This window comes from Pseudomonas aestuarii (genome assembly GCF_027988105.1).
Lineage (GTDB): Bacteria > Pseudomonadota > Gammaproteobacteria > Pseudomonadales > Pseudomonadaceae > Aquipseudomonas > Aquipseudomonas aestuarii.
The window spans coordinates 49,533-71,793 of sequence record NZ_JAQJZJ010000005.1 but is presented as its reverse complement, the minus strand read 5'-3'; the positions used below and the strand labels follow the sequence as shown (position 1 = coordinate 71,793).

Annotated in this window: 20 protein-coding genes; 12 read left to right on the top strand and 8 right to left on the bottom strand. The window is 62.6% G+C overall.

From position 1 onward, the window contains the following. Window positions 1-5: 5 nt before the first annotated feature. Window positions 6-857 (bottom strand): formyltetrahydrofolate deformylase, encoded by an 852-nt coding sequence (purU, locus tag PH586_RS12165; protein ID WP_271348028.1) that lies wholly within the window; start codon window positions 855-857, stop codon window positions 6-8. A gap of 341 nt (window positions 858-1,198) precedes the next feature. Between purU and mvaT the strand changes: the two genes are divergently transcribed. Next, window positions 1,199-1,576: a histone-like nucleoid-structuring protein MvaT gene (mvaT, locus tag PH586_RS12160; RefSeq protein WP_271348027.1), complete on the top strand. Its 378-nt coding sequence runs from the start codon at window positions 1,199-1,201 to the stop codon at window positions 1,574-1,576. Window positions 1,577-1,768: 192 nt separating this feature from the next. Here the strand turns inward: mvaT and sbcB are convergent, their stop codons facing one another. Next, complete coding sequence (gene sbcB, locus PH586_RS12155) at window positions 1,769-3,199, bottom strand: exodeoxyribonuclease I (RefSeq protein WP_271348026.1); 1,431 nt, start codon at window positions 3,197-3,199, stop codon at window positions 1,769-1,771. 302 nt (window positions 3,200-3,501) lie between these two features. Between sbcB and PH586_RS12150 the strand changes: the two genes are divergently transcribed. From PH586_RS12150 to PH586_RS12125, 6 genes are read left to right on the top strand one after another with little or no spacing between them, the layout of a single operon-like run. Continuing rightward, window positions 3,502-4,248: an RDD family protein gene (locus PH586_RS12150; RefSeq protein WP_271348025.1), complete on the top strand. Its 747-nt coding sequence runs from the start codon at window positions 3,502-3,504 to the stop codon at window positions 4,246-4,248. Next, window positions 4,245-5,225: a stage II sporulation protein M gene (locus PH586_RS12145; RefSeq protein WP_271348024.1), complete on the top strand. Its 981-nt coding sequence runs from the start codon at window positions 4,245-4,247 to the stop codon at window positions 5,223-5,225. Before PH586_RS12150 ends, PH586_RS12145 begins: the two co-directional genes overlap by 4 nt. After that, a complete protein-coding gene (locus tag PH586_RS12140) occupies window positions 5,212-6,789 on the top strand; it encodes a DUF4129 domain-containing protein (RefSeq protein ID WP_271348023.1) in 1,578 nt (525 codons plus the stop codon). Before PH586_RS12145 ends, PH586_RS12140 begins: the two co-directional genes overlap by 14 nt. Further along, a complete protein-coding gene (locus tag PH586_RS12135; RefSeq protein ID WP_271348022.1) occupies window positions 6,786-7,979 on the top strand; it encodes a DUF4350 domain-containing protein in 1,194 nt (397 codons plus the stop codon). Before PH586_RS12140 ends, PH586_RS12135 begins: the two co-directional genes overlap by 4 nt. Then, window positions 7,976-9,007 (top strand): AAA family ATPase, encoded by a 1,032-nt coding sequence (locus PH586_RS12130; RefSeq protein ID WP_271348021.1) that lies wholly within the window; start codon window positions 7,976-7,978, stop codon window positions 9,005-9,007. Before PH586_RS12135 ends, PH586_RS12130 begins: the two co-directional genes overlap by 4 nt. 25 nt (window positions 9,008-9,032) lie before the next feature. Continuing rightward, window positions 9,033-10,364, top strand: a complete 1,332-nt coding sequence (locus PH586_RS12125; RefSeq protein ID WP_271348020.1) for a DUF58 domain-containing protein — start codon at window positions 9,033-9,035, stop codon at window positions 10,362-10,364. A gap of 52 nt (window positions 10,365-10,416) precedes the next feature. On the opposite strand, the gene PH586_RS12120 is transcribed toward PH586_RS12125, so the two are convergent. The 5 genes from PH586_RS12120 to PH586_RS12100 form a co-directional block, all read right to left on the bottom strand. After that, the gene (locus PH586_RS12120; protein ID WP_271348019.1) at window positions 10,417-10,704 is read right to left on the bottom strand and encodes a PA4642 family protein; all 288 of its coding nucleotides are present in this window, start codon (window positions 10,702-10,704) and stop codon (window positions 10,417-10,419) included. A gap of 192 nt (window positions 10,705-10,896) precedes the next feature. Beyond that, the gene (locus PH586_RS12115; protein ID WP_271348018.1) at window positions 10,897-11,595 is read right to left on the bottom strand and encodes an anti-sigma factor; all 699 of its coding nucleotides are present in this window, start codon (window positions 11,593-11,595) and stop codon (window positions 10,897-10,899) included. Next, on the bottom strand, window positions 11,592-12,131 hold the full coding sequence (locus PH586_RS12110; RefSeq protein ID WP_271348017.1) for a sigma-70 family RNA polymerase sigma factor: 540 nt from the start codon (window positions 12,129-12,131) through the stop codon (window positions 11,592-11,594). Before PH586_RS12110 ends, PH586_RS12115 begins: the two co-directional genes overlap by 4 nt. 97 nt (window positions 12,132-12,228) lie before the next feature. Further along, the gene (locus PH586_RS12105; RefSeq protein ID WP_271348016.1) at window positions 12,229-12,771 is read right to left on the bottom strand and encodes a DUF3455 domain-containing protein; all 543 of its coding nucleotides are present in this window, start codon (window positions 12,769-12,771) and stop codon (window positions 12,229-12,231) included. A 179-nt stretch (window positions 12,772-12,950) separates the two neighbouring features. Further along, a complete protein-coding gene (locus PH586_RS12100) occupies window positions 12,951-13,934 on the bottom strand; it encodes a DMT family transporter (RefSeq protein WP_271348015.1) in 984 nt (327 codons plus the stop codon). A gap of 105 nt (window positions 13,935-14,039) precedes the next feature. Between PH586_RS12100 and PH586_RS12095 the strand changes: the two genes are divergently transcribed. The 5 genes from PH586_RS12095 (at window position 14,040) to PH586_RS12075 (ending at window position 19,896) form a co-directional block, all read left to right on the top strand. Further along, window positions 14,040-14,939: a LysR family transcriptional regulator gene (locus PH586_RS12095; RefSeq protein WP_271348014.1), complete on the top strand. Its 900-nt coding sequence runs from the start codon at window positions 14,040-14,042 to the stop codon at window positions 14,937-14,939. 368 nt (window positions 14,940-15,307) lie between these two features. Then, a complete protein-coding gene (locus PH586_RS12090) occupies window positions 15,308-15,769 on the top strand; it encodes a hypothetical protein (RefSeq protein ID WP_271348013.1) in 462 nt (153 codons plus the stop codon). After that, a complete protein-coding gene (locus PH586_RS12085) occupies window positions 15,762-16,127 on the top strand; it encodes a hypothetical protein (protein ID WP_271348012.1) in 366 nt (121 codons plus the stop codon). Before PH586_RS12090 ends, PH586_RS12085 begins: the two co-directional genes overlap by 8 nt. Window positions 16,128-16,162: 35 nt before the next feature. Beyond that, window positions 16,163-18,124, top strand: coding sequence for a DEAD/DEAH box helicase family protein (locus PH586_RS12080; RefSeq protein WP_271348011.1), 1,962 nt, complete (start codon window positions 16,163-16,165; stop codon window positions 18,122-18,124). Window positions 18,125-18,579: 455 nt separating this feature from the next. Continuing rightward, a complete protein-coding gene (locus PH586_RS12075) occupies window positions 18,580-19,896 on the top strand; it encodes an HNH endonuclease (RefSeq protein ID WP_271348010.1) in 1,317 nt (438 codons plus the stop codon). A gap of 409 nt (window positions 19,897-20,305) precedes the next feature. Here the strand turns inward: PH586_RS12075 and PH586_RS12070 are convergent, their stop codons facing one another. Next, window positions 20,306-22,201: an ABCB family ABC transporter ATP-binding protein/permease gene (locus tag PH586_RS12070; RefSeq protein WP_271348009.1), complete on the bottom strand. Its 1,896-nt coding sequence runs from the start codon at window positions 22,199-22,201 to the stop codon at window positions 20,306-20,308. Window positions 22,202-22,261: the final 60 nt, after the last annotated feature.

Genomic DNA, 22,261 nt, shown 5'->3' with positions numbered 1-22,261 from the left:
GGCAATCAGTCGAACACTACCGTCTTGTTATCGTGAACCAATACACGATCTTCTAAGTGATAGCGTAGCCCACGGGACAACACCATTTTTTCCACATCCTTACCCAGACGAACCATTTCTTCGATGCTCTCGCGGTGACTGACGCGCACCACATCCTGTTCGATAATAGGGCCTGCATCCAACTCCTCGGTCACATAGTGCGAAGTCGCCCCGATCAGCTTGACGCCACGTAACGAAGCCTGGTGATAAGGCTTGGCACCGACGAACGACGGCAGAAAGCTGTGGTGGATATTGATCACCCGCTGGGTGAAGTCACGACACAGTTGCGCCGGGAGAATCTGCATATAACGCGCCAGCACTATGACGTCGGCGGCATGCGCGTTGACCAGTCGCTCCACTTCATCGAAGGCCAACTGTTTGTTCTGTGGCTCGACCGGCACATGAAAATAGGGAATGCCGTGCCACTCGACCATGCTGCGTAATTCGTCATGGTTGGAAATCACACAGGCGATATCGCAGTCCAATTCATCGCTGTGCCAACGGTGCAGCAAGTCAGCCAGGCAATGCGACTCGCGACTGGCCATCAACACCACGCGTTTTTTCTGTGCCGAATCGGTGACCCGCCACTCCATGGAAAACTCACGGGCGATGGGTGCAAAGGCTTGATGAAACCCTGGCAAGTCGAACGGCAAGGAATCGGCACGAATCTCATGGCGCATGAAGAACCAACCGCTGTGGTTATCCGAGTGATGACTCGCCTCGGTGATCCAGCCGTTGTAGGTGGCCAGAAAGTTACTGACCTTGGCCACGATACCAACGCGGTCCGGACAGGCTATGACCAGCCGAAAAGTACGCATGGGACACTCCAGAGAAATCGCAAAGTCGGTCATTCTAGCCACAGTGCGAAAAAACTGCAGTAATCCTGAAATCCAGCCAGGGCGGGACCTGCTGGACAACCGAACCACCTCGAGGTGACAGCGAGCGGTTATGGGATGTAGTTGAAGTCCGTGGCCTGGCGCGGACCTTGAGGGGCAATGGGCAAACACTGGCTGGCGGACTAATTGAGTTACGCGCCAGCACATTTGAAACTTTGTTTGATAAAACATGGCAAATTCTTGCAAAGCGGTTTACTTGTCAAAAGTGCCTGACTATTATTACTGACACTTAGTAACCACCTACTCAGATCAAGGTAAGCCGCATGTCGCTGATCAACGAATACCGCGCCACAGAAGAAGCCATCAAAGAGCTCCAAGAACGCCTGAAAAATATGTCGCAAGACGACAAACTGAAAAAAGAACTGGAGTTCGAAGGCAAACTGCGCACGCTGATGGGCGAATATCAGAAGTCCCTGCGTGACATCATTGCCATGCTCGACCCGGACGCCAAAATCAGCAAGGCACCGCGCGCCGGCGCCAAGACCACCGGGGTCAAGCGTGCTCGCAAAGTTAAGCAGTACAAGAACCCGAACACCGGTGAAGTGATCGAAACCAAAGGTGGCAACCACAAGACTCTGAAAGAGTGGAAAGCCAAGTGGGGCAGCGATGTTGTTGAAAGCTGGGCCACCCTGCTGGATTAAGCCCGCCGCTTGAGCCATCGATTTCAGCGCATAAAAAACGCCAGCCTTGCTGGCGTTTTTTTGTTCTGAAAATTATTTATGTTGATGGCAAACCCAGGGGTGGATCAGGCCGCGTAGGCCAGACGGCGAGGCAACCGACAGAATCGACCGACGACAGCCCCCTGCTATATAGCAGCTGAAGCCTGCCCCCATTTAAAGGGCATAACGAAGGCGCAACTGCTGCGCATAGTCACGCCACTCAGTCAGTACCGTCCGTTGCTTGGGCGTGGCCTGGGCGAATATTTCATCGAGCGTCACCTCAAAATTCGCCAAGGTATTAGGCGCGCCGCACTCGGCCTGGGTTAACCGCTGCTGACAAAACATCACCCAGCGCTGCTGTTCTGCGGCGTCCAGGCTGGCGGGAAAGTTGCGCGCGCGATAACGAAATAATAATTCAGGTAAGCGTGCATCATCGAACGGCCAGGCATTCTGGGCCAACTGCGCGGGCTCGGCACTGCGCACGCGCTCGCATAAACGCCGGTCGCGATCACCGATAAAACCCTCATATAGCTGTTGCTCGGGATCCTCGCTGGGCGCAAAAGCTTCTTCGCCATATATCAGCGCGAGCTTGTCCCGCCACTGCCCTTGAGCCGCCACCAATTGATCGGCGTGCAACAGGGGCGCGCTCGTGTCCAACTGCAAACGCTGAATATCTTCGTCACGCAGTACATTCAGCGGCGCCAGCACCGGACAACGGTTGATGTGCACTAACTTCAAGGGTACCGGCAACTCGCCCTCGCCCAGTTGCTCGCGCCGGGTATATAGGCGCCGACGCAAAGACTCGCCATCCTCCTCGAGCAATGGCGCCGGATCGGCGTGCAAGTCGCAAACGATAAGCGCATTGCGATTACGCGGATGCCAGGCCAGCGGCAACACCAACCCCAGGTAATGTCGCGTACCGGCAAAGCGCCCGGAAATATGCACCAGGGGCTGTAACAAACGAATCTGGTCGAGTACCCGTTGCTTGCTGCGCAGTTGATAGAGGTAGTTGTACAGCTTGGGCTGTTTACTGCGAATCAGCCGAGCCAGCGCGATGGTTGCCCGCACATCGGCCAGGGCGTCATGGGCCTGGCCATGTTCGATACCGTTGGCCGCGGTCAGGCGCTCCAACTTGAGGCTGACGCGGCCTTCTTCCTGCGGCCAGACAATGCCATCCGGGCGCAAGGCATAGGCCGCGCGCACCAGGTCGATCAGGTCCCAGCGGCTGTTGCCCCCTTGCCACTCGCGGGCATAGGGGTCGAAGAAATTGCGGTACAGGCTGTAGCGGGTCACTTCATCATCGAAGCGCAAGCTGTTGTAGCCCACGCTACAGGTGCCCGGTTGCACCATCTCGGCATGCACGCGGGCCATGAATTCGGCCTCGCTCAAACCTTTGTCCGCCAACTGACTGGGTGTGATGCCGGTTATCAGGCAGGCAGCCGGATGCGGCAGGATGTCGTCGCTGGGCTGGCAGTAGATGTTCAGCGGCTCGCCGATTTCATTGAGGTCTTCGTCGGTGCGAATCCCGGCGACTTGCAGCGGCCGGTCGCGGCGCGGATCGATACCGGTGGTTTCGTAGTCGTACCAGAACAGGCTGGAGGTCACGGCGGCTTCCTATAGGCAGTGGGCGGGGCCAGTCTAGCAGGCCGTTGAAAAACTACTGCGCTCGGCTATGCCGCGTTGAATTCAGCCTCAAAATGCTCATGTACAGCTCGTACACTGCGCTTTTTCGACTGATTTCGCCTTGCCTAGCCATCGCTCGCTACATTTTTCAACGGCCTGCGAGCATTGCCCGCGCGGCCGTCAGGCAGGCACGGATTGCCGCCGCAAGCTCAGTTTGCATGCAGATCGGTTGCTTCGCCGCCTGCCGCTGGCTAGCATCGGGGTTTATTCAGCGCAGACCGCCGATGCCGCATTCCGCCACCTCGCCTCCTCCGCGCGCTCCTCGTCGACCCGTTCGCCGGCCAACCGCGCTGCTGGACACCCGCTACCAGGTGGAAACCCCGGAAGGCATCGATCTGCTCCTGCGCCCCGCGGGCCTGGTATCGCGCGCCCTGGCCTTCTCCATCGACCTGCTGATTCGCGGCCTGCTGTTGCTGGTGACGTACGTCGTCCTCGGGCTGCTCGGCAAGTTCGGCATGGGCCTGGCGACCATCCTGCTGTTTCTGGTGACCTGGTGGTACATGGTGTTGTTCGAGGTACTCAACCAGGGCCGCTCACCCGGCAAGCAGATGCTCGGCCTGCGCGTGGTGCACGATGACGGCACCCCGGTCGGCTGGGCGGCTTCGCTGACCCGCAACCTGCTGCGCTTCGTCGATATCCTGCCGTTCGGCTACACCCTGGGCATTCTCAGCTGCCTCAATCACCCGGCGTTCAAGCGCCTCGGCGATATCGCCGCCGGCACCCTGGTGGTCTACCGCGACACCCTGCCCGCGCAGCCGAGCCTGCCGCAGGCCGAACCGCTGGTCGCGCCCTTCGCCCTCGACCTGGCCGAGCAACGGGCCCTGCTCGGCTTTGCCGAGCGCGGCGCCAGCCTGTCCGCTGAACGCCGCGCCGAGCTGGCGGCCATCCTGGCCGAGCCACTGCAGGTCCCGCACGAGCAGGCGGAGCAGCGGATCAATGGCATCGCCCGCGGCCTGCTGGGGCCGACATGAAACAGAGCCTGTTCGAAAGCCGCCACCAAGCCGACTGGCAAGCCTTCGCCGGACAACTCGACGCGCTCGAACGCGGCAAGGCCGACCGCCAGCAGTGCAAGGGCTTCGCCGCCAACTACCGACGCCTCTGTCAGCAATTGGCCCTGGCCCAGGCGCGCGGCTACAGCAACCACCTGGTCGAGCAGTTGCAGCAACTGGTGCTGCGTGGCCACCAGCAGTTCTATCGCCATCGCAGCCCGCTGGGCGCGCAATTGATCGGCTTCCTGCTGGCCGGCTTCCCTCGCCTGGTGCGGGCCGAATGGCGCTGCGTGCTAATCGCCAGCCTGGTATTTTTCGGCAGCCTGTTGACCATGGGCGTACTGGTCTATCTGTTCCCCGAGCTGATCTACAGCCTGGTCGATCCCGAGCAGGTCGCGAGCATGGAGCAGATGTACGACCCCGATGCCCGGCGCCTCGGCCGCTTCGGCGAACGCCATTCGGCCGACGACTGGCTGATGTTCGGCTTCTACATCATGAACAACATCGGCATCGCCTTTCAGACCTTCGCCAGCGGCCTGCTGCTGGGCCTGGGCAGCCTGTTCTTCCTGCTGTTCAACGGCCTGATGATCGGCGCGGTGGCCGGCCACCTGAGCCAGATCGGCTACGGCGAGACCTTCTGGTCGTTCGTCATCGGCCACGGCGCCTTCGAGTTGACCGCCATCGCCCTGGCTGGCGGTGCCGGCCTCAAGCTCGGCTGGGCACTGCTCGCGCCCGGTCGCCTGCCGCGTAGCGAAGCCTTGCGCCTGGCCGCCGGCCGCAGCGTGCGCTTGGTCGGCGGGGTCATCGTATTTCTGCTGCTGGCCGCGTTCATCGAGGCCTACTGGTCGTCGATGACCTTCGCCGCGCCAACCGTCAAATATGCGGTTGGCGCCGGCCTCTGGCTGCTGGTGCTGAGCTATCTGCTGCTGGCTGGCCGAGGTGCCCATGCGCTTGACTGATGCCAGCGTAGCGATCCGCCCGCGCAGCCCCTGGGAAGCACTGGACCTCGGCGTGCTCCTGGCGCGCCAGCATGCCGGCCTGCTGATGGCCAGCTGGGCACTGGTCAGCCTGCCGATCTTCGCCCTGCTCTGCCTGTTGCTGTGGGACTACCCGGGCTGGGCGGTATTCGCCTTCTGGTGGTTGAAGCCGGCCTACGAACGCCTGCCACTGCATATCCTCGCGCGCGCCCTGTTCGGTGACACGCCAAGCCTCAAGCAGGCGCTTAAGGCCCTGCCGGGCCTGCTCAGGCCGCAACTGCTGGCCAGCCTAACCTGGCGCCGCTTCGCCCTCACACGCAGCTTCGATCTGCCGGTCATGCAGCTGGAAGGACTGTCCGGCCAGGCGCGCAGCCAGCGCCTGGTGGTGCTGGGGCAACGCGATGCAGGCGCCGCGACCTGGTTGACGGTGGTCGGCATGCACCTAGAAATGGCCCTGTGGCTGGGCCTGGTCAGCCTGTTCTACCTGCTGTTGCCGGCGCAGATCGAGCTGGACTGGAGCTGGCAGAGCCTGGCCAATGCGGCGGCCGGCGAATGGCTGTGGCTGGAACACCTGTCCAACCTGCTGTATGTGCTGGTGCTGATCGTCTGGGAACCGGTGTACGTCGCCTGCGGCTTTACCCTCTACCTGAATCGACGCACCGCCCTGGAGGCCTGGGATATCGAACTGGTATTCCGCCGGCTGCGTCAGCGCCTGGGCGGTGTGGCCTATGGCCTATTGCTCGGCTGCTGCCTGTTGTTGCTGCAGGCGCCAACGCCGGTCATGGCTGCCGAGGTCGGCAATCACCCGCTGCCGGTGACGGACCCCATCGGTCCCGAGGCCGCACGCCTGCTCAAACAACCGCTGAGCAGCCAGGCCGCTCAAGACAGCATCGAGCAACTGCTGGATCGCCCCCCCTTTGAGCACCGCGAAACCGTCACGCGCTGGCGCTTCGGCGAAGACGAGGCCGCCCACGCGGGCGAAGAGCCGATCAGCGGCTTGCAGGAATGGCTGCAGAAGCTCTTCAAGCTGGCCGAACTCTGGACCGGCAACGCCAGCCTCGCGCTGTTATTCGAGGCCCTGCTCTGGGCAGCCCTGCTCGGCCTGGTGGCCGTGCTGGTCTGGCGCTACCGGCAATGGCTCGACGCCTTCGTCGGGCGTATTGGCTTGGCGCAACGCATCGCGACGCCGCCCAGCCGCCAGCTGTTCGGCCTGGAAGTGGCGCCCGAAAGCTTGCCCGCGGACGTCGCCGGCACGGTCGAACAGCTCTGGGCCGAACAACCGCGCGCGGCCCTCGGCCTGTTCTATCGCGCCTTGCTCAGCCGCCTGCTGCACGATTATCGCCTGCCCCTGCACGGCGCCCACACCGAGAGCGAAGTACTGCGCCTGATTCAGGACCTGGATCAGAGCGAACTGAGCAGCTTCAGCCAGACCCTGACCCTGCACTGGGAGAACCTCGCCTACGGCCATCGCCTGCCGCCAGAGGATCTGTGCCAGACCCTGTGTCACGACTGGCGGCGCCTGCTCGAACAGGGTGTGCGGACATGAACCAACGCCGCCAGTTGCTCCTCGGCAGCGCGCTGGCGCTTGGCCTGGGCCTGCTCGCGCTCTACCTGCTGAGTCGCGTCCAGCCCTATGAGGAAACCGTCGAGCACGGCCCGGCACCCGAAGCGCAGGCCAACCCGTACCTGGCTGCCGAACATTTTCTCCGTCAGCAGGGCCTGCAGGTGCAGCGCGCCGATGACCTGCAGCTGCTCTCGACGTTGCCCAGCGCCGGGCAGACCCTGTTGCTGCTTGGTGATCGGCAAGGCATGCGCCCGCGACAAGCCGAGCGTCTGCTGGCCTGGGCGGCCAAGGGCGGGCATCTGGTGTTCGTTGCCGAACGCCTGTGGGATGAGGATGAGGGCAAGAGCGGTGATCTGCTGCTCGACAGCCTGGACCTACAGCAGTACCAGAGCGACGACCTCGACGAGCCTGAGGCCGCGCTCGAGGCCCCCACGCCCGAGGCAGGCGATACCACGGCCAAGGCCTACCCCGAACTGACCCAGCTTTACCTGGAAAACGAGCAGGCGCCGGCCTACTTCAGTTTCGATACCGGCTTTCATCTCTACGATGCGGCAAATCGCGCGCATGCCTGGGCCAATAGCGCGGCGGCGACCCACCTGGTCCAGCTCTATCATGGCGACGGCCTGGTCAGCGTACTGAGCGACAGCTGGATCTGGCAGAACGACAGGATCGCCGAGTACGACAATGCCTGGCTGCTCTGGTACCTGAGTCAGGACAGCGCCGTGACCCTGCTCTACCACGCCGATCGTGACAACCTGCTCAGCCTGCTCTGGCACTACTTCCCCCAGGCCCTGCTGGCCCTGGCCCTGCTGCTCGGCCTCGGCCTGTGGCGCGCCGGCAGGCGTCAGGGGCCGCTGCAAGCACCGGCCAGCCCGAGTCGCCGGCAATTGCAAGAGCACTTGCGCGGCAGTGCCGACTTCTTGCTCCGGCGCAGTGGCCAGCACTGCCTGCTGCAGGGCTTGCAAGCGGATATCCAGCGCCGTGCGCGACGCCGTCATCCCGGCTTCGAACGCCTCGGCGTGACCGAACAATGGCAGGTGCTGGCACGCCTGACCCGCCTGCCCAGCCGTGCCATCAGTCAAGCCATGCGGCCGCTGCCCGAGCAGCGTCTGTCCGCCGTCGATTTCACCCGCCAGGTCGCCCACCTGCAAACACTCAGGAATGCCCTATGAGCGAACACCCGTCCGAACAGCTGAGCCCAGCCGTTGCCGTCCCGGCCCCGGCCCCGAGCGGCCAGATGCCGCAGCGCCAGCGCGCCAGCCAACTGGCCCAGGCCCTGCGCCTGGAATTGCACAAGGCGCTGATCGGCCAGAACGCCGTGGTCGACGATGTGCTGACCGCGCTGATCGCTGGCGGCCACGTGCTCATCGAGGGCGTGCCCGGCCTGGGCAAGACCCTGCTGGTACGCGCCCTGGCGCGCTGCTTCGGCGGCGAATTCGCGCGCATCCAGTTCACCCCGGACCTGATGCCCAGCGACGTCACCGGCCACGCCGTGTACGACCTGCAAAGCGAGCAGTTCAAGCTACGCAAGGGCCCGGTGTTCACCAACCTGCTGCTGGCCGATGAGATCAATCGCGCGCCGGCCAAGACCCAGGCGGCCCTGCTGGAAGTCATGCAGGAGCGCCAGGTCACTCTCGAAGGGCGCCCCCTGGCGGTGCCGCTGCCGTTTATGGTGCTGGCCACGCAGAATCCGATCGAGCAGGAAGGCACCTACCCACTGCCCGAAGCCGAACTCGACCGTTTCATGCTCAAGCTGCGCATGGACTACCCCGAGCAGGATGAAGAACTGAACATGGTGCGCCAGGTCACCCGTTCGACCCGCGCCGACATGCTCGACGTCACCCCCTTGCGCGCCCTGCTGCAGGCCAAGGATCTGCTGGCCATACAGAAGATCGCCAGCGACCTGCCGCTCGACGAACAGGTGCTCGACTATGCCGTGCGCCTGGCGCGTGCCACCCGCAGCTGGCCAGGGCTGATTCTCGGCGCCGGGCCACGCGCCTCGATCGCCCTGGTGCGTGGCGGCCGCGCCCGCGCCCTGCTGCGCGGCGGCGACTTCGTCCTGCCGGATGACATCAAGCGCTGCGCCCTGGCCGTTCTGCGCCACCGTGTACGCCTGGCACCGGAGCTGGATATCGAAGGACTGGAAGTCGATCAGGTGCTCCAGCAATTGCTCGACCAGGTCCCGGCGCCGCGTCTATGAACCGCTTACCCCAGGGTGCTGGCGCATGAAGCCCGCACGCGCGCTGCTGATCCTACTCGGCGTCCTGCTCGGCCTGGCCATTGTGCTTGGCGCCTTGCAGGCTCTGGCGGTCGAGGTGCCGCAAAGCCTGCAGGCGCTCTGGTGGGGGCTGCTGCTGGCGCTGACCGGCGCCGCGCTGGTCGACGCCCTGCGCGTGGGCAAATTGCCCGCGCCGCGCCTGGAGCGTCTGTTGCCGGGCAATTTGCCGCTGGGCCGCTGGCACGAGGTGCAGCTGACCCTGCACCACGCCTACGCCCAGCCCTTGGCGCTGGAGGTGTTCGACCATGTGGCCGACGGCATGGCGTTCGAGCACCTGCCGCAAACCGTGCAACTGCGCCCCGGCGAGCAGACTCGCATTACCTACCGCGTGCGGCCGCTGCTGCGTGGGCACTTCCATTTCGACCAATGTGAAATCAACCTGCCCAGCCCGCTGCGCCTGTGGAGTGCGCGCCGCTACCTGGCGCTGCCCGGAGAAACCCGGGTCTACCCGGATTTCGCCCGTCTGTATGGCGCGCAACTGATGGCGGTCGACGACTGGCTCAGCCAGCTGGGCGTGCGCCAGCACCCCCGGCGCGGCCTCGGCCTGGAATTTCACCAGTTGCGCGACTTTCGTGACGGCGACAGCCTGCGCCAGATCGACTGGAAAGCCACCGCCCGCAAGCGCACACCGATCGCCCGGGAGTTCCAGGACGAGCGCGGCCAGCAGATCATCTTCCTGCTCGACTGCGGCCGGCGCATGCGCAGCCAGGATGGCGACCTGGCGCACTTCGACCACGCCCTCAATGCCTGCCTGTTGCTCAGTTATGTGGCGCTGCGCCAGGGCGATGCTGTGGGCCTGGCCACCTTTGCCGGGGAACAGCAGCGCTTCCTCGCGCCGGTCAAAGGCCCGGCGCAACTCAATGTGCTGCTCAATGCCGTGTACGACCTGCGCAGCACCCTGCAGCCGGCCGACTTCGCCGCCGCGGCCGACGCCCTGCTCGCCCGCCAGCGCCGCCGCGCCCTGGTGGTGCTGGTCACCAACCTGCGCGACGAGGACGATCAGGAGTTGCTTGCAGCCGTCAAACGCATCGGCCGCCAGCACCGCGTGCTGATCGCCAGCCTGCGCGAAGAGGTGCTCGACAACCTGCGCCACAGCCCGGTGCAGGACTTCGACGGCGCGCTGGCCTACTGCGGCGCGGTCGACTACCTCAACGCCCGCGCCAGCCTGCACGAGCGCCTGACCGCGCACAACGTGCCGGTGCTGGATGCCCGCCCCGGCGAGCTGGGCCCGCAACTGGTCAGCCGCTACCTGGCCTGGAAGAAGGCCGGAGTGCTGTAACCCGCGCACAAAAAAGCCCGCTGTCGAGCGGGCTTTTTTGTGTTCGGGATGATCAGCCGCGGGCGGCCTTGATCACCTCGATATAGGGTTCGGCAAAGCGCTGGTCCTGGATCAGGGCGATGAAATCGTTGCCCTGGGCATCCTTGGCCTCGAGGTCATAGCCGGCCGCGACGAAGAAACCCACGAAACGCTCGAAGTCGTCGACCCGCAGGCCGCGGTAGGCCTTGATCAGCTTGTGCAACGACGGCGGCGTGGCATCGGCCGGCTCCACGGCGAGGAACAGCTTGATCGGCTCATCACCAATCTCTTCGCCAATCACCTGTTTCTTGTCTTTACGCATCGTTCACTCCAGCTAACCAGGCCACACGGGGCCGGCAGTGTACCTCCGTGGCGGCCCACGGCTCAACGCATCGCTGCCAGCCCCGGCTCTCAACGTCAGCAAGATCACCCTGCGCGAGGCGCTCAAGCGCGTGAAGGTTAAAGGCCTGGCGCGCCAGCTTGAGGGCACCCTCAAGCTGGTAGTGCCGCGGCCTCAGATAACCTTGACCGCCCTGCCGATGAACTGCACCGGCCCCGTGGGCTTGCCAGTCCGCGACCCTGTCGGCGCCTCGAGCGTCAGCTCGAAAAGCTGGTTGGGCTGCAGCGGCGGCAGGTCTTCGAGCTTGATCGACAGGGTCTCGCCCGGCTGGATCAGGCCCAGGGAGACCGGGCCGGCCCAGTCGTCGGCCTTGGTCCAGAACTCCAGCGCTTGGTCGGCCGGGACCTGGGTGATGCCCAGGGGAATCAGCTGTATCTCCCGGGTGTTGCTGGCCTGGATGACCCAGCCAGGCGCGCGGTCGTCCGGCGCGACCAGCACGACCCAATAAGGACTGGGCGCAGCCGGCAGCAGCAACAGGCTGCCCAGCACCAGCGTCGCCGCCAGCCCGGCGCCGGCAAGCAGCCGCCAGAGTGCCAGCAGATCCCACCAGGACGTGGCCGCTGGCGCCGCCGGCTTGTGCCGCGCCAGGCTATTCAGGCTGCGCTCGATACGCGTCCACAGCTGCGGCTTGGGCGAGTACGGCGGTGCCAGCTCGGTCAACGCGTGAAGGCGCTGCTCCCAGGCATCGACCGCGGCCCGCAATCGGCCGTCATGAGCCAGTCGCCGCTGCACCTCCAGGCGCTGCTCGGCCGGCAAGGTACCCAGCACATACTCGCTTGCGAGCGCCTCGATATCGTCCGGACTCGAGTTCATCCCATGCACTCCCGCAGCGCCACCAGGCTGCGTTTGATCCAGGCCTTGACCGTACCCAGCGGAGTTCCCAGCTTTCGGGAAATCTCCGCGTGCGAGTAACCGTCGATGTAGGCATACAGGATGCAACTGCGGCGCGCCGGTTCCAGCTGCGCGAGGCATCCATGGATACGCCCCGAGCCGTCATGCAAATCGAATGTGGACACTGACTCTCCTGCATCGGCTATGTTCGGTTCGTCGAGGGGCATTTCCCTCGCGGTATCGCGCATGAAGTTGAGCGCCAGGTGCCTGGTCACGCTGAAGATCCAACCGCGCGCGGAGCCTCGCGCCGGGTCGAAACTGCCCGCGCGGGTCCATATCTTGATGAAGGCATCGTGCACGATGTCCTCGGCCAGCGCGTCATCGCGCACGATACGCCTGGCCACCCCGAGCAGGCGGCCGCTTTCCTGCTCGTACAGGCTCAACAGGGCTTGCCGCTCGTCACGGGCACAGGCTCGCAAACAGGCTTCATAGTCGAAGAACGATTCGGGTAGGGACAATGCGTTCAACCGTCTGGGAGAATAAATGCCCCAGCCATAACGGCAGGGGCTTGCGTTACTGCAGCTTATACAACTTTGTGCATCAGCCCAGGCTTGCTCAGCCGGCGACCCAGAAAATGTAGTCGGCCTGGTATTTCACCGTCTCGCGCTGGCCCTTGGTCGCGGCAGAGCAGCCGCTGGCCGGGGCGACGCCGCCCTGGATGGCAACCCGCTGGATGTAACTGATGCCGCTCATCGCCCCCTCGCCGTCGGCTGGATTGGCCTTGACCAGCTGATAGGGCAGATTGCCGGCCCCGGCGGGTGCCACCGCCAATTGCGCGCCGGTGATGCTGGAGCCGTCGATCGCCTTCCAGGTGGCCGGCGGGCCGAAGTAGGTGCCGACCTGCTTGCCGCTGCGGTCATTGAGCACCGCATCAGGCCCGGCGAACACCCACTCCGCCTCGCCGGCATTGTCGACCTTGGCACGGCACTCGTAGGTCACCTCGCCCACGCCCAGGGTTTCCAGCGCCACCTTGTTGCCCTGCGGCACCTTGATGCTGTCAGGCAGTTCCATCTGTGCATGGACCATCGGCATGGCGGCCAACAGGCAGGCGCTGGCGAGTGTAGTAGCGGTGCGGCGGATCAGTCGTTTTGCGTTCATGCGTATGTCTCCGGAAAGGTGGACAGCTGAGCAACTGTCGTAGCTGCTACCTGTACTACCCGCGAAACAGCGCATTGGATGCAGCCGATGAAAAATAAAATTTCGCCCGGCCTGCCGCTCGCCTTCTGCTTGCAGCCCTGCGCCCGCTTCGGTGCCAACCGACACCGCCGGCGCACGGCTTAGCCCCGGGGGCTGCCGAGCGGCTGGGCCGGTTCAGTCGCCACCAGCGATTCGGCACCAGGCCGCGGCCGATCGGGCAGGCGCTTGCGGGCGGAGACCAGCAACACTCCGGCCAGCACCAGGCCGGCGCCCGCCAGCTGCGCCAGCGACACCGGTTCGGCGAGCAGCCCCCAGGCGAAGAAGATGGTCAGCACCGGACCCAGGGTGCCGATCAGCACGGTGCGCGCCGCGCCGATATGGCGCAGCGCCGCCGACTGCCAGAACACCGGCAGCAGGGTCGAGAACACGGCCATCGCGACGCCATACAGGTACACCTCCACGGGCTGCTGCAGCGTGGAGAACGGCTGGGTGGCGAGGAAGTGCAGCTGGGTGGCGAGGCTCGAGACGATGATCGCCAGGGCGGCGAAGCGGATGCTGCCCAGGCGCCGGATGGCGATCTCCGCCCCGGAGCTATAGAAGGCATAGGACAGCGCCGAACCGAACACCAGGGCCGCGCCGATCAGCACCTGATCGATGTCGTCGGCCACCTGCAGGTCATGGGCGAAGGCCAGCGCGATGCCGGCGTAGGACAGCAGCAGCGCGCCGACCTGGCGCCGCTCCAGGCGCTGGCCGAGGAACAGCACGCCGATCAGCACGGTGATGGTCGGGTAGATGAACAGAATCAGCCGCTCGAGCGCCGCCGAAATGTACTGCAGGCCGAGAAAATCGAGGATGCTCGCGCCGTAGTAGCCCAGCAGGCCCAGTGCAATCAGCAGGCCCCAGTCCCTGCGCGTCAGCGGCGGCGCCGAGCGGCACAGCCAGAGGCTAGCCCAGAGCGCGATCGGCAGGGCGAAGGTCATGCGCAGGGTCAGCAGGGTGACCGCATCCACCGGCGCGGCGGCGTAGGCCAGCTTGACGAAGATCGCCTTGAACGAAAAACCGAAGGCGGCCAGAACCGCAAGCGCGATACCCAGGCGCTCGCTCGACCAGGATTTCCATGGCATGACAGGTTCAAACCTCAAGAGTTGTCTTGAGACGAATGATCATCGGGGTAAGATCCAATGAAAAATGGCTTTTGCACAACCTAGCGTTCGGATTTGACCAAGCCTATGCAATACGACCTGATCGACCTGCGGCTGTTTATCGCGATAGCCGAAGCCAGGAACCTGACCCGCGGCGCCGAGCGCGTGCACCTGGCGCCCTCCTCGGCCAGCCACCGTATGCGCCTGCTGGAAGCGGCGATCGGCACGCCGCTGCTGATCCGCGAACCGCGCGGCGTGCGCCCGACCCGCGCCGGCGAGGCGCTATTGCGCCATGCGCGCCAGGTGTTCGCCCAGCTCGAACAGCTGCATGCCGACCTCGCGCCCTATGCCAAGGGCGTACGCGGCCACGTCAGCCTGTGGGCCAACACCCACGCCACCCATGCCTTCCTGCCGGACAGCCTGGCGACCTTCCTGCAGCGCCATCCGCAAGTCAGCATCTCCCTGGAGGAACACACCAGCCCAGAGGTGGTCATGGCGGTGGCGCGCGGCGAGGTGGAAGTCGGCGTGGTGGCCGATATGGTCGACGGCGCCGAGGTCGAACTGATCCCCTACCGCGCGGACCGGCTGGTGCTGATCGCCCCGGCCGACCACCCGCTCGCCCGGCAGCCCAGCACGGCCTTCGCCGCGGTGCTCGACTACCCCTTCGTGATGCTGCATTCCGGCTCGGCCATCCACACCTTCACCATGAACGCCGCAGCCGCCCTCGGCCGCCACCTGGAAGTGCGCATCCAGGTGCGCAGCTTCGAAGCCGTGTGCCGCATGGTCAGCGCCGGCGTCGGCATCGGCCTGGTGCCACGCAGCGCAGTGGCCGAGGCAAGCGCGCGCCAGCCGCTGGCGGTGATCGAACTGCAAGAACCCTGGGCCCGCCGCGACCTGCAGGTGTGCGTGCGCAAGCGCGAACTGCTGTCCCGCTTCGCCGCCGACCTAGTCGCCTGCCTGACCGACAGCGAAGAGGAGCGCGGATAGGCTGGCTGTTCGTTGCACAGATACGGCGGTGCGAACAAAGGCAGGGCTCTGCTAACGGAGGCGACCCAAACCGGATAGTCGCAACAGGCAGGAATCGGCCAAAAGCGGACCCTCAAAGGGTGTCTAATAAACGAGGGGCGATCCAGTGTGCTGGTCAAGTTGAATGCAATTGACTGGTCATTGGTTGTGCAAATAGGCGGTCAAGTGCAGTGCCATTACGTAACTGACCAGCCAAGGCGGCAAACAAGACAGGTACGCCAGGGTATTTGAGAGAGAAATCGACGATGCCCCGGGTTTTACGCTTGGCCACTCAGTCCAAGGGGTTGAGGAGTGGCATACTTCACACTTGGTATCGAGAGGACGCGGTAGTGGGCGAAATTGACAACCTGACCAGAGAAATGATTCGGGAGTGGCAGATCCGTCGTTTGGAGATCAAGGACCGGATGCAATTGCATCCCGAGAAGACTCTGGAGCTTTCGAAGGTGCTGGACCTCATGGATGAGGAGCATGCCGAAATCCTTAGTGGCTCGAAGGGAGACCAAGCTGAGGGTGAACACCAGCAAGGCGCGACACTTGATCGAACGGCACCTGTCGAACACTCACCGCGCCCTATTGCTGCCAAGTTTGATCTGCAGCTACATGTGGCTGCACATAGTCCTGAGGACCTGTGCAGACTGCTCGAAATGGCAGTCTATGAGTTGCAGGGGCAGATCGACGCGAATGGGGCTGTGGTAATGGGCGAACACAGGAAATACCCCGGAGGCATGTCGGGCACCTTGGGTAATTATCATTTCGAGCTTGGTGTCAAAGGTGAGGGCAGCCATGGGTGACTCAAACTGGGCAAAAGTTGCGGAGTGGATGACGGCCGAAACGCTGGCAGAACATCTGGCTCCGTTGCTTGAGCATTATGATGTCAAGTGGCGTGGGCACGGGCTCATCTACGTCGACCACGAGCAATACAACATCGTGACCGCTCAAAGAATTCTCGCGGACTTGAGTGCCTGCCTAGGCGTTTCAATTGAATTGGTTCGCTCTAGGTTGATCGAATTGGGTTGGCTCACCGATGCCCGTAGTACCTTACGAGTACGGGATTATGTCGCGCGCGTCATTGACAAGCAGGAGCCCTGGTCGACGTATGTTCCAGAGGTGGACGACCCCGAAATGGATGAAGAGCATGAACGGGCTTGACCCTGTGTCGTGTCTTTCCTTAGTAGCGAGGCTGTATGCACCCGGAACACTTTGATTTATCCAACGCTCTATTCCTACCCGTCACGAGTGATACCTGTGCGAGTTTGTTGGGTGCTAATGGCGCAAAAGTTCTCCCTGGCCTTACAAATCCCGAGCTGGCTGCAATTTTGGTCATCCAGAATCTGGCGGGAGCACCAGAAGAGCAGCTCACCTCCAATGGTGCAGAGAGTGTTCTGGCCAAGCTCATTGCGTGGGCCGTGGATGCCCAGCATTCAGCAACTTCAGGATTGTTGTCAGAGGCGCAACGTCTGTTCGATCCAACGAAGTTCTACTCTGGTTGCAAAGTAGTTAAACGTTTGAACCTGCGATTTCTCCTCGCCGATGAAGTATCGGCACGAGACTACCTGTTGCCCAACGGCAAATGGGATATCGCATTCAAGGCCCGTCACCACAGAAGTAAAAACCCGTTCAGCGAGCAGGTGGTGACGCCCTGGCACCGCGAACGATGGTTGAGCCCGGCGCAGAACAAGTTGATCAGGACCTTCCGAGCCAATCTTGACGAGCACCTCCATGTTCAAGGTTATGCAGGGATAGGCAAGAGCCACCTGTTAGGCGCCTTGAGGGAGTGCCTACGCCCAGGAGGGACGTTAGTGCTGGCGCACACAGAGGGAAAACTGGAAGCCCTTCGCAAGCGCATGGGGGGAGCCCACGCCAAAGAAACGGGCTTTACCTTCAAGCAGTTTGCACAGAGATTGCTGCCCGGATACAGGCCTCAACTCGCGAGCACACCAGCCAGGATCCCAAGCAAGCTGGCACTAACCCAGGAGCTGAACATCCTCGGCATGTCTAACCACGATGCACTGGCGACCTTAAACATCTGCTTGATGGTGATTGAGCGCTATTGCCGGTCTAAAGACGGCACGCTATCGGCCAAGCACCTGCCTGAGTTCCAGCACCCCCTGCCTGACTTGGATGCAAGGGTGCTTCTGCAGTATTCGAGCCGCCTATGGACCTACGTTGAGGCAAACCCCGCTTGGGACAAACAGGTTGGACTCGAAACATTGCTACCGATAAAACGCGCAAGCCTCGCGGGCTGTGTGGTGCCGAAGCATTATTCACACGTCCTCATCGACGAAAGTCAGGACCTCCCTGAGTCGCTGCTTCAGATCGTTGGGCGCGGCCGCCAAGTACTAATCACCCTGGGGGATGAGTATCAGAAAGCCGGTGGTACATTGGTCAACAGAAGACGTGACGTCCGGCGAAGCGATGTCAGCTATTCCGTCCGCTCGGGCCGCAATGTCGAAAGCCTGGTCAACCCACTGATCTATCGGCACTCGAAGAAAGGCAAAATCCCATTCGAAGGCGCGAGCGATGCCGATGTCAGTATCAAACATTACCCTCCTGGCTTCCTGCCGCCTGACGGCTGTGTGGTGCTGACTGCGTCCCACTGGGACACGATGAAATGGATCATCCAGATGAATGCCGGCGAGCGCGCATTGTGCCTCCCGAACGTAACAGCGCTGCAGGACATCAAGCAGTTCATGACCACGGCCATCGCACTGTTCAAACCTGACTTTTACAGGATTGACCAAAGCAGTGATGGGCCGCACTTGGATTTTAGTGAGATGTTTACCTGGCAACAGGTGCGTGAGGCCAACCGGTACGATGGGGCATTTCTTTGGGTGGAGGCTGAGTTTGAAAAAGGCTTCAACATTGCCGATATGAACCGGCTGAAAGGGATTCTCGGACAGTCCAATAAGAACTGCACGGTAATGATGGCAGAAGAGGCGGGAGGGATGGAGTTCGACAGCGTCTTGCTGACCCCGGAGCTGCTCACAGATGAAACATTCAAAAACCGCGAGGAATTCGATCAACGAATCTGTGCCGTGTACATCGCGATATCTCGGGCAAAACGACAGCTTTACGTTCCCTCCCCGGTGGTCGAATGGGTCGAGAACCACAGCGCCCGGCCATTCCGCGAGCTGAGTGGCTACTGATTGATTTGATCCTTACTTACGGCCTCCTGATTGTTGTTTTAAGGACAGAAAAATGGGTCGATATATTTTCCCGATGTAAGAAGAGTCTGCGGAACGGGAAATCCACCGAGATAGTAAAGAAGGTAAGTGGACGTGATTTGTAGTCGTTTCTGCTGGTAGTAAGGGGCAGCCACCGACCCTAAGCTGCCGATTATGATGGGAAGCAGTCGGCAGAAGCGGTCATTGCGGGTCTACAAACACAGTGTTATTTACTGACTGGATTCGACTAACAGAATGAATCGCCTACAGTTGCTAAAGCCACGTCAGGGGGGTGACGTATGAGACGATTTATCGACGAGACTAGCAGGTTGTCAGTTGCGCTTCTGAGGAATCCTAAGTAGATCGTTGTCATCACCTAGCGTGCCAACGGGGCATCGCTCTATCATTTGGGCACAAAGAGCCAAGGAACAGGCCTCATGCCTACCTGCCGTATCTGCCAGCACACATTCAAGTCGCTCAAGTTTCAAACCGAGCACATCGATATCTGTACTCGATGCGTAAATACCCTCAACGAGTCCCCTGAGCCAGCCAAAAACGCTGAAGCGCGATTTGCCGAAAAGCTGGCCCGCGGCATGCTGCGTAATGCCGAGCATGATCTGAAATCCGACGAAGAGTGGAAGCGGCGGAAAGCACAGCAGACGCTGGCAAACATTGATGCCGCTGTTGCTGCCAAGCTTCACGATTGGATTACTCAACTATTGGCAAAGTCCAGCAACAGTACGCGAGACTTTAAAATCATGCGCGCCCACCGTCGTGCCCTGTTGCGCATGGAGGGGCGCTCTGATTATCGGGATCGAAACTGGAAAGAAGTGGCGCAGCGAATCCGTCGACGTGATGGCTTCAAGTGCATGGAGTGTGGCGCGACGAACACCACATTGGATGTGCATCACATCATCTACCTGTCTCATCATGGCACCAATCAGCAAAATAACCTGATCACACTTTGCAGGAAGTGCCACGAAACCGAGCACGACCGCCTCTTCGATTGGCCAGAGTCGCAAGATCCGGAGTCCGCATCGCCCATCCAGCCTCGGCATAACGGCCAGGCGCAGCAGTCAGAGCCACCTCTAACTGTAAGGTCATCAACACTGTTACCCGTACCTGAGTCAGCACATCAGTTTCAAGCCCTGCTGACTCCAGTGGATGACAATGACGCAGCAGTGGAAAAACAGAATGCAGAAACTCTACCGACCGAACAACTCCCCGATGCCAGCCAGAGCAGCACCGAAGCAAATGCTCCGGCTGCCAATGGAAATCGCCAATCGCTGGATGATGGGCTGGCCCAAACCGGTGGAGGCCCTGCCGTAGGCGACCGAGTACCTGTCGGCGCTGCGAGCCTAGGAGGAAACGAAGCGGGAGGGATGCAGTCAGTCGAGCAATCGGCACTTGGCACGCTGAGTGATTGGGGAAAAGCACGGACTCAGAAGTCCCCCGCCGCCCCTGTAGCAGTCCCGGGCACGGCCGAGACGTCACCCAAGTCCACGATTGATATTTACCAAGGCATAAAGGTCGCCGACATGGGTAACGGCTCAGTATCAACATCTGCGCAAGCACTCTGTCGCCAAGTTAATGACAGACAGCCAAGTGGGCCAGCATTCAACTCGCCAACGGCATCTTGGGTGCAAGAACCAGCTGTTACTGCACTGAACAGCAGACCGCCAAATTGGGGTGTGATGATAGGCGGCATTATTTTTTGGGTTGCTGTGGCCTTATTGGTGATCAATATCCTGTAATTCTAGGCGCGCGCAAGGACTCAAGCCAGATCAACAGAAACTTGTCGTTAAGGGTAGATCAGCCACATAGCATCTGTTCGCAGATGGCTGTAAACGACCGACTCTGTTGAGAAAGTCGGCTTCGGCTTCCAGGGCAGAAAAGTACGCGCCCAAGATTGAAATCCGCGTATTGAGTGCAGGGTTCAGAACTCAGATATGACCTAGGAGCGTGCAAAAATGGCGCTCCCCCCTAAATGTAAGGCTGGACGAGCAGGGTCTACTTTTTCAACACAATAGACCCGAAGCTGCCGGTCATTAAGATGCAAAAAGGGAGATATATCTTCCTCTCTCCCATGCCCAGCCGCTGCACGCCTGATCCAACAACCACCTACACCGCGTCCCGTCATCGCGTTCGCCGCGTGCTACTGAGCTAGCCGGGCAGCTCGGGGCGCGGCGATTGCTCGGCAGGCGGTGCTTGCTGCTGCAGTGCCCACATCTGCGCGTAGCTGCCGCCGGCCGCCAGCAACTCGCGGTGGCTGCCGCTTTCGATGATGCGCCCGGCGTCCAGCACCAGGATGCGGTCGGCATTCATCACCGTGGACAGGCGATGGGCGATCACCAGGGTGGTGCGGCCGACCTGGATGCGCTCGAGCGCGGCCTGGATGGCCTTCTCCGACTTGGAGTCCAGCGCCGAGGTGGCCTCGTCGAAGATCAGGATGGCCGGGTTCTTCAGCAGCGCGCGGGCGATCGCCACACGCTGCTTCTCGCCGCCGGAGAGCTTGAGGCCGCGTTCGCCGACCGGGGTCTGGTAGCCGTCCGGCAGGCGCTCGATGAACGCGTGGATATGCGCGGCGCGGGCGGCGGCCTCGACCTCGGCGCGACTGGCCTCGGGGCGGCCATAGGCGATGTTGTAGTAGATGCTGTCGTTGAACAGCACCGTGTCCTGCGGAACGATGGCGATGGTCGCGCGCAGCGAGGCCTGGGTCAGCTCGCGCAGGTCCTGGCCGTCGATGCGGATATGCCCGCCATCGACGTCGTAGAAGCGGTACAGCAGGCGCGCCAGGGTCGACTTGCCCGAGCCCGAATGGCCGACCACCGCCACCGTACCGCCGGGCGGCACCTCGAAGCTCACGCCATGCAGAATCTCGCGGCGCGGGTCGTAGCCAAAGTGCACCCCCTCGAAGCTCAGGCGCGGACGGCTGGCTACGAGCGGCTGGGCGGTCGGCGCGTCCTGCACATCCTGGCGCTGGCCGAGCAGGCCGAACAGCCGCTCCATATTGGTCAGCGCCTGCTTGACCTGGCGGTACATCATGCCGAGCACGAACAACGGGGCCGATAGCTGCAGCAGGTAGGCATTGACCAGCACCAGGTCGCCGATGCTCAGCTCGCCGGCCACCACCCCCGCGGCGGCCCGCCACATCATGGCCGTGACGCCACTGGCGATGACCACGGACTGGCCGAGATTGAGCAGCGCCAGCGACTGGATCGCCCTGACCTTGGCGTTCTCCAGGTGCCGCAGGCTCTGGTCGTAGCGCCCGCGCTCGTGGGCCTCGTTGTTGAAGTACTTGACCGTCTCGTAGTTGAGCAGCGAGTCCACCGCGCGCTCGTTGGCGCGGGTATCGGCCTCCACCGCGGCGCGGTAGAAGCGCGTGCGCCACTCGGTCACCGCCAGGGTCCACAGGCTGTAGGCCAGCAGCGTGCCCAGGGTGATCAGGGCGAAGCCCCAGTCATAGGCCCAGACCAGCACGGCCGTCACCAGCAGCACCTCGAGCAGGGTCGGCACTATGCTGTAGAGCGTCCAGTCGAGCAGCTCGGAGATCGCGCTGCCGCCGCGCTCCACATCGCGGGCCACGCCGCCGGTGCGACGGTCCAGGTGGAACTTCAGGCTGAGGCCGAGCAGGTGATCGAACACCTTCAGGGTGACCTGACGCGAGGTGCGTGCCATCACCCGGGCGAACACCACCTGGCGCAGTTCGTTGAACAGGGTCACGCCGATGCGCGCCGCGCCATAGGCCAGCAGCAGGCCGACCGGCAGCAGCAACAGGCTGGGTTCGATATTCAGGCCGTCGACTATCTGCTTGAGGGCGACCGGTACATAGAGGTTGACCAGCTTGGCGGCGACGATCAGCGCCAGCGCCAGGGCGATGCGCCCGACATAGGGGCGCAGGTAGGGCAACAGCTCGGCGACCACCGCGAAGTCGCCGCGGGCACTGGCCGCGCGTTCGACCGCCGCGGCGCCACTGGCCGTGTCCTCGCCCGCGCGGCTGGCGCCAGGCCCTGGTGAAGGGCTAGGCGGCGCAACCGGCGACTCGTCGGGGCGGCTCATGGGCTCACCTGGCCAGCAACCGGCCGGCGGTTGGCCACGGCCGGGCGGCCACGGGGCTTC

Bases quoted from the DNA above. Each gene is read 5' to 3' on its own strand.
- purU (WP_271348028.1), bottom strand. From the start codon at position 857: ATGCGTACTTTTCGGCTGGTCATAGCCTGTCCGGACCGCGTTGGTATC.
- mvaT (WP_271348027.1), top strand. From the start codon at position 1,199: ATGTCGCTGATCAACGAATACCGCGCCACAGAAGAAGCCATCAAAGAG.
- PH586_RS12150 (WP_271348025.1), top strand. From the start codon at position 3,502: ATGCCGCATTCCGCCACCTCGCCTCCTCCGCGCGCTCCTCGTCGACCC.
- PH586_RS12145 (WP_271348024.1), top strand. From the start codon at position 4,245: ATGAAACAGAGCCTGTTCGAAAGCCGCCACCAAGCCGACTGGCAAGCC.
- PH586_RS12140 (WP_271348023.1), top strand. From the start codon at position 5,212: ATGCGCTTGACTGATGCCAGCGTAGCGATCCGCCCGCGCAGCCCCTGG.
- PH586_RS12135 (WP_271348022.1), top strand. From the start codon at position 6,786: ATGAACCAACGCCGCCAGTTGCTCCTCGGCAGCGCGCTGGCGCTTGGC.
- PH586_RS12130 (WP_271348021.1), top strand. From the start codon at position 7,976: ATGAGCGAACACCCGTCCGAACAGCTGAGCCCAGCCGTTGCCGTCCCG.
- PH586_RS12125 (WP_271348020.1), top strand. From the start codon at position 9,033: ATGAAGCCCGCACGCGCGCTGCTGATCCTACTCGGCGTCCTGCTCGGC.
- PH586_RS12120 (WP_271348019.1), bottom strand. From the start codon at position 10,704: ATGCGTAAAGACAAGAAACAGGTGATTGGCGAAGAGATTGGTGATGAG.
- PH586_RS12115 (WP_271348018.1), bottom strand. From the start codon at position 11,595: ATGAACTCGAGTCCGGACGATATCGAGGCGCTCGCAAGCGAGTATGTG.
- PH586_RS12105 (WP_271348016.1), bottom strand. From the start codon at position 12,771: ATGAACGCAAAACGACTGATCCGCCGCACCGCTACTACACTCGCCAGC.
- PH586_RS12100 (WP_271348015.1), bottom strand. From the start codon at position 13,934: ATGCCATGGAAATCCTGGTCGAGCGAGCGCCTGGGTATCGCGCTTGCG.
- PH586_RS12095 (WP_271348014.1), top strand. From the start codon at position 14,040: ATGCAATACGACCTGATCGACCTGCGGCTGTTTATCGCGATAGCCGAA.
- PH586_RS12085 (WP_271348012.1), top strand. From the start codon at position 15,762: ATGGGTGACTCAAACTGGGCAAAAGTTGCGGAGTGGATGACGGCCGAA.
- PH586_RS12080 (WP_271348011.1), top strand. From the start codon at position 16,163: ATGCACCCGGAACACTTTGATTTATCCAACGCTCTATTCCTACCCGTC.
- PH586_RS12075 (WP_271348010.1), top strand. From the start codon at position 18,580: ATGCCTACCTGCCGTATCTGCCAGCACACATTCAAGTCGCTCAAGTTT.
- PH586_RS12070 (WP_271348009.1), bottom strand. From the start codon at position 22,201: ATGAGCCGCCCCGACGAGTCGCCGGTTGCGCCGCCTAGCCCTTCACCA.